Source organism: Dietzia aerolata (assembly GCF_014144865.1).
Classification (GTDB): domain Bacteria; phylum Actinomycetota; class Actinomycetes; order Mycobacteriales; family Mycobacteriaceae; genus Dietzia; species Dietzia aerolata.
In genome coordinates, this window is record NZ_JAALDM010000107.1 from 1 (window position 1) to 10,140 (window position 10,140).

The 10,140-nt window shown below is 69.6% G+C and carries 6 protein-coding genes; 3 read left to right on the forward strand and 3 right to left on the reverse strand.

Annotated features, from left to right (window positions below):
• Positions 1–69 precede the first annotated feature (69 nt).
• The 3 genes from G6016_RS07230 to G6016_RS07240 form a co-directional block, all read right to left on the reverse strand.
• On the reverse strand, positions 70–1,638 hold the full coding sequence (locus tag G6016_RS07230) for a CCA tRNA nucleotidyltransferase (protein ID WP_187354411.1): 1,569 nt from the start codon (positions 1,636–1,638) through the stop codon (positions 70–72).
• 171 nt (positions 1,639–1,809) lie between these two features.
• Positions 1,810–4,224: an HNH endonuclease signature motif containing protein gene (locus tag G6016_RS07235; protein WP_182631997.1), complete on the reverse strand. Its 2,415-nt coding sequence runs from the start codon at positions 4,222–4,224 to the stop codon at positions 1,810–1,812.
• A gap of 267 nt (positions 4,225–4,491) precedes the next feature.
• Positions 4,492–4,830 carry a putative quinol monooxygenase gene (locus G6016_RS07240; RefSeq protein ID WP_182631998.1) on the reverse strand — a complete coding sequence of 113 codons (339 nt, stop codon included), beginning with the start codon at positions 4,828–4,830 and terminating at the stop codon, positions 4,492–4,494.
• 124 nt (positions 4,831–4,954) lie between these two features.
• Here G6016_RS07240 and G6016_RS07245 point away from each other — a divergent pair, with 124 nt between their 5' ends.
• The 3 genes from G6016_RS07245 to G6016_RS07255 form a co-directional block, all read left to right on the forward strand.
• Positions 4,955–6,034, forward strand: coding sequence for an alpha/beta hydrolase-fold protein (locus G6016_RS07245; protein WP_182631999.1), 1,080 nt, complete (start codon positions 4,955–4,957; stop codon positions 6,032–6,034).
• 102 nt (positions 6,035–6,136) lie between these two features.
• Positions 6,137–7,636: an NUDIX hydrolase gene (locus G6016_RS17675; protein ID WP_338403546.1), complete on the forward strand. Its 1,500-nt coding sequence runs from the start codon at positions 6,137–6,139 to the stop codon at positions 7,634–7,636.
• Positions 7,633–10,140 (forward strand): hypothetical protein (locus G6016_RS07255; RefSeq protein ID WP_182632000.1); only part of this gene is annotated, 2,508 nt, incomplete at its 3' end. The genes G6016_RS17675 and G6016_RS07255, both read left to right, overlap by 4 nt.

Genomic DNA, 10,140 nt, shown 5'->3' on the forward strand with positions numbered 1-10,140 from the left:
GAAGAGCGAGGACGACGACGACAACCCGCCCCACACTCGACCCCAGGTAGCGGTCAACCGCGTTGCCTATCATTCGGACTCATCCTTTGGTTCGCGAGCAGAATCCGGCCCGGCAGTTTCGGCTCCGGCGCCCCGTTCGGCTCCGCCGGATTGCTCTGCCCACCACCGCAGGAGCTCGGCCTCGGCCTCGTCCCGGTCGAGCGGTCCGCGGTCCAGGCGGAGTTCCTTGAGGTAGCCCCAGGCCCGGCCGACGTCGGGGCCCGGCTTGAGGCCGAGGAGCTTCATGATCTCGTTGCCGTCGAGGTCCGGGCGGACCCTGGCGAGGTCCTCCTTCTCCTCGATCTCCGCGATCCGGTTCTCGAGCGAGTCGTAGGTGGACTGCAGCTTGGCGGCGCGACGCTTGTTGCGGGTGGTGCAGTCGGCGCGCACGAGTCGGTGGAGGCGGGGGAGGAGGTCGCCGGCGTCGGAGACGTAGCGCCGCACCGCCGAGTCCGTCCACTGCCCGTCGCCGTAGCCGTGGAAGCGCAGGTGCAGGAACACCAGGCCCGAGACGTCCTCGACCATCTGGCGCGAGTACTTGAGCGTGCGCATGCGCTTGCGGACCATCTTGGCGCCCACCACCTCGTGGTGATGGAACGTCACGCCGCCGCCGGGCTTGGCCGCGCGGGTGGCGGGCTTGCCGATGTCGTGCAGCAGCGCCGCCCAGCGCAGCACCAGGTCCGGGCCCTCCGGCTCGAGGTCGATGGCCTGCTTGAGGACGGTCAGCGAGTGCCAATACACGTCCTTGTGCTGCATGTGTTCGTCACGTTCGAGTTTCATGCCGGGCACCTCGGGCAGCACGTGGTCCGCCAGGCCGGTCTCGCAGAGCATGTTGATCCCGTCGACCGGGTAGTCGCCGAGGATCATCTTGTCGAGCTCGACCCGGACCCGTTCGACGGTAATCCTGTCGATCTCGGCCGTCATCTCGGTCATCGCCCGGAACACCCGGGGCGCGAGCGTGAATCCCAGTTGGGAGACGAAGCGGCACGCGCGCAGCATCCGCAGCGGATCGTCGGAGAACGACTGCTCCGGCGCGGCCGGGGTGTCGAGCACGCCGACCAGCAGTGCGTCCATCCCGCCGAGCGGGTCGATGAACTCGTGCTGGCCGTCGGGGTGCAGCCGCACGGCCATCGCGTTGACGGTGAAGTCCCGCCGGACCAGGTCCCCCTCGAGGGTGTCGCCGAAGACCACCTCGGGGTTGCGGCTCACGCCGTCATAGGTGTCGGCCCGGTAGGTGGTGATCTCGATCTGCTGCTCGATGCCGGCGTCGTCGTGCTTCAGAGCAGAGAGGGTGCCGAACTCGATGCCGGTGTCCCAGACGGCGTCCGCGTAGTCGTCGAGGATCGCGCGGACCACGTCCGGGCGTGCGTCAGTGGTGAAGTCCAGGTCGGTTCCGAGGCGCCCGAGTACCGCGTCGCGCACGCTGCCGCCGACGAGGTACAGCTCGTGCCCGGCTTCGCTAAATGCCGTGGCGAGTGGGGAGAGCACGTCGGCCAGTTCGTTGATCGTGCTCTGGGCCCCGGCCAGCAGCCGGAGGCGTCGTGCCTCGATCTCGGCGGCGTCCGTGGGGTCCGGTGCGGCACCCGGTCCGTCCTGCAGTCCCGAGAACACCGCGGCGTCATGTCGGTCTGAAGCGGCGCGGCTGTTGGGGGACTGATTGCGGGCTGTCACAGCGCAGACTTTACCGAGTCACCCCGAAAGCTCCTGTTTCGTGTTGCCGGGCCAGCACCCTCCCGGCCGTGCGCCGACGATTCATCGGTGGCGTCCATCTCAGAAGGGCGCCGCGCCGACGTCCACGATGCAGTCGCGGAGGCGTTGTTCCACTGGACTGTCAGAGGGAGGAAGGTGCACGAAGTGGCCCTTGGGATACATACGGCGTAGGGCAGAGAGGGGGAGCTGTTCCTTCACCGTGCGGTTGGCCCAGTAATCGTCAGCCGATGCCTTGCCGGCCGCGTTCTGGTCCGCGGGCTCGTCTGCGGGCATGTCGTCAAGGGTGTCGTCGTCGAAGGAGTCGATGTTGAGCGCCGCTTCGTCACAGGGCTCGACGTCGAGGTAGTCGGTGTAGTCGGGGAAGCGACGATCGTCCTTCGGGATGCTCCAGTTCCGCAATCCGTCGTACACGACGGTAATGATGTGCCCGTCGTGCTCGATTTCTCCCATCCCCCACCTTCGTTCCAAGCTGAACTTGGCCCTTGTCCGATTCTTCCCTTCCTTTTCTCGGGCGTCTGCGGCGTCATGCTTTGCTTGCCAGTCCGCGGCATTGGCGGCGCGTTCGGCCGCCCGCCGTGCATTGACCCGCGCCTGGCGCCGCGACCATGAGGTCTGTTCGGTGTGGTCGCACGTGTTGGAACCTCCGGTGGCGGCCGCCTTGTTCGGGTCCGGACTGCGCTGCTGCTGCCGTTCCCAGGCCGCGGCTTCGGCTGCGGCCTGCTCACGCCGGAACTCGGCCAACGGTCCATCGGGACGTGTGTACATGCTGGTGCCGCCAGGTGCGGTGATGACCAGTGTGCCGTCGGGCTCGAGTCTGTAGTCCCAGCTGATAAACGTCTTGAACCGGTGATGGAACCTGCACAGGCACACCAGGTTCTTCTCCACGGTGCGGCCGCCCTTTTCCGGATTATCGTGATCAAACGGCACCACATGATCGAGGTCGCACCCCTCGGCGGGCATGGTGCAGCCGGGATGCCGGCAAGTGCGGTCGCGGAGGCGGATCCGGTGCGAAAGCACAGCGCCTGGGCGGTATCTCAGTTCCGCGTCGGGGTCATCGTCCGCCCCGATGGCCGGGTCGACGCGCTGGATGGTGGCTCCGTCGCTGCAGGCGAGCATGTCCAGCAGGGATTGCAGTGCTGCTTCGCCGGTACGGGCGAACTCCACCCGCGCCCGGTCGTTCCAGCCCGTGGAGTTACCGCCGGTCGGGGCGAACACCGTGATCCTGGGGCGCAGCATCAATCCGGAGACAGCCTTACCCACCGAGCCCTCGGCGCCGGCGGTTGTGGGCCGCGCGGCGTCAGCGGTTCCGCCGGACCGGTCGGTGTCACCAGGCTGGTCAGCGGCCTGGCTGGCGGACTGATTGGCGGACCGGTTGGCATCGTCGCGGGTGGGGGCGAGGTCACCGAAGAAGTACCACATCATGGCGTCCGCGCGACGATCACCGATGGAGTAGCCCTCCGGCTCATCACCCGCCATCGTCTCGCCCTCCGATGCGATGCCGTTGCCGGAACCGGCATCGGAGTCGGAATCGGAATCCGTGGCGGCATCGGCATTCGTGGCGGAGCCGAAGTCCGTGTCGGTGTCAGTGTCAGTGCTGACGGTCCCTTCAGCGGCCGCCGCCGCAGCTGCCGCAGCTGCTGCTGCTCTGTCGTCGGCGCGGTCGGAGGACACCTTTGCCTCGATCGCCTCCGACAGCATCGCGGCCTCGTCAGCACGGAGCACGGCATACAGGCTGGCCATCCCGTCCTGGCCAGGGGAGACGCGGACGCACCGGTCCCGGACCGCGTCCTTTCGACGGGCACGGACGGCGTCGCGATCATGGCGGGTCATGATCTTGTCCGTCCTGTTCCGCACAGTTCTGCGCGCGGGGCGTTCGCCGGACTCGATAGCGGCCAAGTAGGCGTCGACGACCTCCTGCTGCACGGCGTGGACCACCGAGTCGTCCACGAAGCGCATCTGCTCGACCAGCATCTTGGCCGTGTCCGGGCACATGCGGCCGTCAGACATCGCCTGCAGGATCGCCGGATAGCGGAAGTGCAGGTCCGCGGCGAACATGATCAGGATGTTCGCGTCGCGGGTAGTGATGGGATACATCCGGACCAGATGGGCGACAGCCATCTCGCCCGGATCCACCACCGTGTAACCAGGGCGGGGATTATCCAGGTCAAGGGCGCAATCGGGATGCTCCAGACACTGCACCATCAACTCGTGAGCGGCCTTGAACCGCTGTGCCGCGGCCCGGTTCTCCGCCTCCCAGCCGGCACGAGCCGCCTCGGAAAACGCCGAGATCGCCTCCTCGGAGCCGAGAGCAAAGGACGAGGCGGACGGCGACGGGGAGGGATCGGACGGTCCGTGAGAATCGGTTGCCGACGGATCCGAAGAGGAGGCGGACGACGGATTGGGAGTGTGGGAAGTCGAGCCGGGGGAGGGGGTGACGGCGTCGTCGTCGTCGTAAAAATTCTCGTCACCCGACATGGACCCCGCACCTCCCGTCCCGATTCCGGCTCGGCTATAACAGTGTTTCGAACCTGCGTTCCAGCTTACGGAGGAGGGCCAGCAATGGCAAGGATATTCGATAAGATCTTTCGATCAAATTCGAAAATGATGGACGGATGCCCAGGTGGTGAGGCAGATGTGGCGGGACGGGTGTAGTGAGGCGCGTGCAGCGAGGGAGATGTGGCGAGGGGAGGGGCGGCCGGGACATCGCGCCCGGATCATGACGTCCTGCTGATCAGTCCTGGACTACTGCGCCTGGGACGCGGCGGAGCCCTTCGACCACAGCGGCTCCACCGGCTCGACCTCCGGCGGCCCGGTCAGCAGATGACGGGACTCCTCGAGATAACGCAGGTAGGCCGGATTTCCGAGGAACTGCTGGGCAGCGCCCGCGTCGCGGTAATGCTGGAAGATCAGCAGCTCGTCGGGGTCGGAGTAGGAGGCGCACAGCACGTAGTCGACGTGACCATCGTTCGCGCTCACGGCCTCCGGCATGTTCCGGCGCCACACCTCCACCAACTCATCCCGCTTACCCTTGACGGCACGGTGTCGAAGGATCAGGGCATGCGCCGAGGGACCGGAACTCATACTTCCCGACTCTAGTCGCCACGGCCGGGTAGTGGCTCGCGCCGGCAACGAAGTGGCAACAGGACGGCCACAGACCGGACCGGCGGGATATGAACTCGGCTGGGATCGAACTAGTGTGACGGCCGTGTCTCGTCGTCGTCATACTTTTCTCCCCGGTCCCACCACCGTCGCGGTCACGCTGTCGGCGACCCTCGCACTGACCGGCGTGGGTCTCGCCGCCGTGGCCGCGCCGACCGCCGGCGCCCAGTCCGCGCAGGGCGTCGACACCTCCACGGCGCTCGGCTTCACCACCTCGCCGCGCCCCACCGCACCGCCGCCCGCCGATACCTCGCGGCCGCAGATCCTGCGCGTCCAGCCGATTGAAGGACGTAAGGTCCTGGCCGACGTGTGGTCGCCGTCCATGAACAAGGCCGTCCCCACCTTCCTGCTGCTGCCCGCGAACCCCGGGCCGGCGCCGCTCCTTCTCCTCCTCAACGGCGTCGGCGGGGGCGAGGACCACGTCGGCTGGGCCTATCACACCGACTACGAGCAGTTCTTCGCCGACAAGCAGGTCCTCGTGGCCAGTCCCGAGGGTGGACGGTTCAGCCTCTACACCGACTGGCAGCGGCCCGACCCCGTGCTCGGGGTGAACCGGTGGCACACGTTCCTCGACGACGAACTTCCCGCCGCCCTGGCCGGCGGATACGACCTGAACGGCACGCGCGGCGTGATCGGGGTGTCCATGTCCGGCGGACCCGCACTGACCCTCGCCGCGACCAGCCGCCACCACTACGCGGCGGCCGCGTCGCTGTCCGGGTTCCCCGAGGTCTCCACCCCGTTCGGCCGCGCAGCCATGACCGCGATGGTCGCCCGCGGCGGCGGCAACGTCCTCAACGCCTGGGGCCCGCCCGGCGACCCGGCATGGGTGCACAACGACCCGTCGCACAACGTGGAGCGGCTGCGCGGGACCGCGCTGTACCTGGCCTCCGCGCCCGGCAATCCCGGGCCCAATGACCAGCCCGAGATCGGGTCAGCCACCTTCTCCATCGGCGCGGGCACCGAGTTCGCCTCCGACCTGGGGACCCGCCACATGGCGAACGCCCTGCGGGCCGGCGGAGTGCCGTTCACCTACGACCGATACGACAACGGCGCCCACACGTTCGCCCTGTTCAACCGCGAGCTGCGCGATTCGTGGCGCGTCGTGGGACCCGCACTGGGAGCCTGACCTTCCCGCGCGGCCGGGAGTCCTCGGCGGGCGATGCCCGCGTTCACGGGACCCACCGGCAAGGATTCTGGAACCGCACAGTGTGGCCGGTAGCATCGATGGGTGTCCGAAGCTGATCATCCCTCCGAACCGCGTGCCAACGCGCAGCGGCGCCGCCGTGCCCGGCGACCCGCGGGTCCGGGAGCAGCGGGCAATAATTCCGCAGGTCAGAACGTGAATCGCGGGGGCGGGACCCAGCAGGGCTCCCAGCGTTCCGGACAAGGCGCCCAGCGATCCGGGCAGGGTGAGAAGAAGAACTCCAGCGCGCAGAACACCTCAGCCGGTGCCGGCAAGTCCGGTCACGGTGGCCAGTCGGGTTCCGGCGGCGGATCTGGACCCGGCAACGATTCGCGGAACTCCTCGGATTCCCAGCCCCGCAAGGGGCGTCGTCGTCGTCGCGGTGGTCGAGGTAGGCGCGGCGGACGTGGACAAAACCGCAATCCCGAGGCCCAGAACCAGCAGGGTGGCGAGACCACTCACACGGTCAGGTCCGGCGACGGTACGGCAGGCGCCACCTCCCGACAGTCCGGACGGCACCCCCGCAACCCCAATCGGCCCACGTCGGGTCCGGGCCAGGCGGCGTCGGCCAGCACCACGCGCTCCGGCCCGCCCGTCCGCTCCGGAGGCAAGCCCGGCGGTAAATCCGGGGTCAAGCCCGGCGCCAAGAGTGGCGGCAAGAACCCCCACGGCGCACGCGGCGGCAACCGGCACCCACGCGGTGGGCAGCGCATGCGCACCGTCCTCGAGACCTCGGCCGGCGGCCTCGTCGTGCGCAATCTCGCGCTGGCGGGCGGCACCAACCCGGAGCCGGACCTGTCGAAACTCGAGGTCGCGCTGATCGGCCGGCTCGACCGCCGCGGACGGATGCTGTGGTCAATGCCCAAGGGCCACATCGAACCCGGCGAAACCGTGGCCGAAACCGCGCGCCGCGAAGTGCTCGAGGAGACGGGCGTCGACGGCACGATCCTGGCGCCGCTCGGCACCATCGACTACTGGTTCGTGGCCGAGGGGCGCCGCATCCACAAGACCGTGCACCATCACCTCATCCGCTACGACCACGGTGAGTTGTGCGACGAAGACCCGGAGATCACCGAGGTCGCCTGGGTGGCGTTCGAAGACCTGCCGCGCAGACTGGCCTACCCGGATGAGCGTCGCCTCGTGGAGGCCGCGCGCACGATGCTTCCGGATCTCGCTCTCGCCGAGCTCGCCGGCCGCAATCCCGCGATCGGCACGGCGCAGACCGTCGACCCGTCGCGCCGCGTCGACGGGCCGGAACCGGTGCGGCGCACCGGAAGTGGCCAGGGTGCCGACGGAACCAAGCACCACAGCGGGGGCCAGGCTCCTGGAAACCAGGCCTCCGGCGACAGGGCTCCAGGCGACAGGGCCTCCGGCGGCAAAAACCGCGGCCACAACCGCAAACAGGCCCATAACCAGGGCCGAAATCAGGGCCGCAACCGCAATCAGCAGCCCCGACCCCGGAAGCCCCGACCACCCGCGTCCCGCGACGACAAGCCCCAGGGCGGCCAGCCCCACGACGGCGCGACGGAGGAGTCGACCAAGTGAGCAACCGGCCGGGAGGGCGCGTGGTCCGGGCGCTCGTTCCGGTCACGCTCAGCGCGGTTCTGGCTGCGGGGCCCCTGTGGGGTGTCTCGCCGGCCCCGACCGCGCGCGCCATCACCCCGGAGCAGGCGGCGGCCGCCGGCTATATCCCCAATCCGGCCCCGGCGTTCGCGCGGATCGCGATCGACGAGATCACGCCCGAGATCATGGACGGCAACGCGTTCTCCGGGGGCCAGGCGGTGGGCACGGAGTCCGGGGTTCCGCTGGTCACGGTGTCGGGGACCATCACCAACGTCGGTGACACGCCGCTCGAGGCGGTGGACGTGCGCCTGCAGCGGGGTCCCCGCGCGACCGACGCGTCGGCGATCCGGGATCCGCTGGTGTGGTCCGAGCCGTCGTTCGGTGTGCAGGGCGAGTTCGAGCGGATCACCGAGTCCCTGCCGCCGGGGGAGAGCGTGCCCTTCAGCCTGTCGATGCCGGCGCGCGCGATCCCCGGCCGCGCCGGGCCGGACCTGCAGCTCACGGAGCCGGGCGTCTACCCGGTGCTCGTCAATCTCAACGGCACGCCGGTGGGCGGCTCCCCGGCGCGCCTCGATGACACCCGAACCCTGCTGCCCGTACTGGAAGCGCCCGGACAACCGGGGGACCCAGGAGGGGGCGACGACGACGAGACCGTTCTCACCGATCCCGTCGATCCGCAGCCGGGCCCACTGCCGTCGTCCGTTCCGTTGACGATGGTGTGGCCGTTGGCGTCGGTGCCCACTCGCGTGGCCGCCGTTCCCGGGGTCAACGGGCCGGATCCGGTGGTGATGCTCTCCAACGATTCGCTGCTGGAGGAGATCTCGGAGACGGGCCGGCTCACGGGGTTGGTCCGGGCCGCCGACGAGGCGTTCTCGTCGTCGGGCGGGGAGGAGTTGCGACGTGCGACCTGTCTCGCGGTGGATCCGGACCTGCTGGGGACGGTCTCCCAGATCGCGGACGGGCGCACGGTCCTCATCGACGACGGCAACGGGCCGGTCAATCCCGACGACGATTCCGGCGGCGACCGCTCCGGCCGTGACGAGGACAATCGTCGCCCGTCGACTCCGGAGGATCCGGGCACCGTCTCCGCCGACGCCGTTCGGTGGTTGGACGAGCTGCGCGCCCTTGCCGACGGTGGCTGTGTCGTGGCGTTGCCGGCCTCGCAGGCGGACCTCGAGTCGCTCGCCCGGGTCGGTTCGCCCGAGCTGACGCGGGCGGCGCTCGATCGTGGGGCGATGATCGAGCGGATCCTCGGGGTCACGCCGCTGTCGAACGTGGTGCTGCCCGCGTCCGGGACGCTCAGTCCGGAGACGGCCGGGGCTCTGATGGGGGAGGGGTCCACCGCGATCGTGGCCACTCCGTCCACCCGAACCGACACGGGTCTCGTCCCGGACCCGGGCATGGTCGGTCTGGCCGGCACCGCCGGGCAGCGGGCGTTGACGTACTCGCCTTCGTTGGGTTCGGCGCTCGCCGCCACCGGCGAGGTCCCCGAGAATCCGCGGTATTCGGATCCGGACACCCGGTACTGGCTGACCGCCGACTCCGAGCAGGCCCGCCTGCAGGATGCGCGGGCCGGGCTCCTGGCTCCACTGGTGGATGTCGCCGACGCCACAGCGGGGTCGCCCGCCGTCGCGCCCGCGCCCACCACTCAGTCGCCCACCACGCCGATGCCCACCAACCCCGCGCCTCCCGCGCCCGCAGCCCCGGTACCCACTCCGGGCCGCGCTCTCGACCAGGGCGTCCTGGCTGTCCCTCCGCAGGTGTGGTCGGTCGACGCCGAGGCCGCGGCCTCATTGCTGGACACGCTCGGTGAGCAGCTCGCGGCGGGCCGGATGCGCGCCGCCCCGTTGCCCGACCGTCTGGCCGGGCCGATCACCGACCCCGAGGGTTCGCTCGCCACCGAGCCGACGGGCGCGCTGGATCCCGGCGAGGTAGACCCGTTCGCGCAGGACCCGAGCGGATCGACGGTTCACCGGCTGACCGAGGCCCTCAACGGACTCGGCACACTGCGTTCGCTCGTCGACACCTCGGACCCCAATTCGGCCGGGGCGGCCGGACATCTCGACCCGTTCCTCGTGGACGCCCTGGGGGCGATCTCGGAGACGGGTCGGCGCGCCGAAGGGGACGGGATCACGGTGGAGTCCGGTACCGGCACCGCCGCCCGGCTGCGAACCGTGAGCCGACTGGACGGGATCCGGGAGTCGGTCGAGGCCGCCCTGGCGCGCGTGGATCTGCTCCCCCCGGGCAGCGTGTTCACCATGGCCAGCCCCAACAGTCCGTTGCTGCTGGTGATCCGGAACGCACTCCCGTTCCCCGTGCGGGTCAACGTCGACGTGACGGCACCCGAGGATCTGCACGTGGACCCGCTGGGGATGGTGCAGTTGCCCGCTGCCGGTTCGCGAACCCTGCAGGTGCCCACCCAGTCTGACGTCGGCGGCGGCGAACGACTCATCGTGTCGTTCGCTCTGACCAGCCCCGACAACAGG

Excerpts from the sequence above, each read along its gene's own strand:
- G6016_RS07235 (WP_182631997.1), bottom strand. The coding sequence starts at position 4,224 with ATGTCGGGTGACGAGAATTTTTACGACGACGACGACGCCGTCACCCCC.
- G6016_RS07240 (WP_182631998.1), bottom strand. The coding sequence starts at position 4,830 with ATGAGTTCCGGTCCCTCGGCGCATGCCCTGATCCTTCGACACCGTGCC.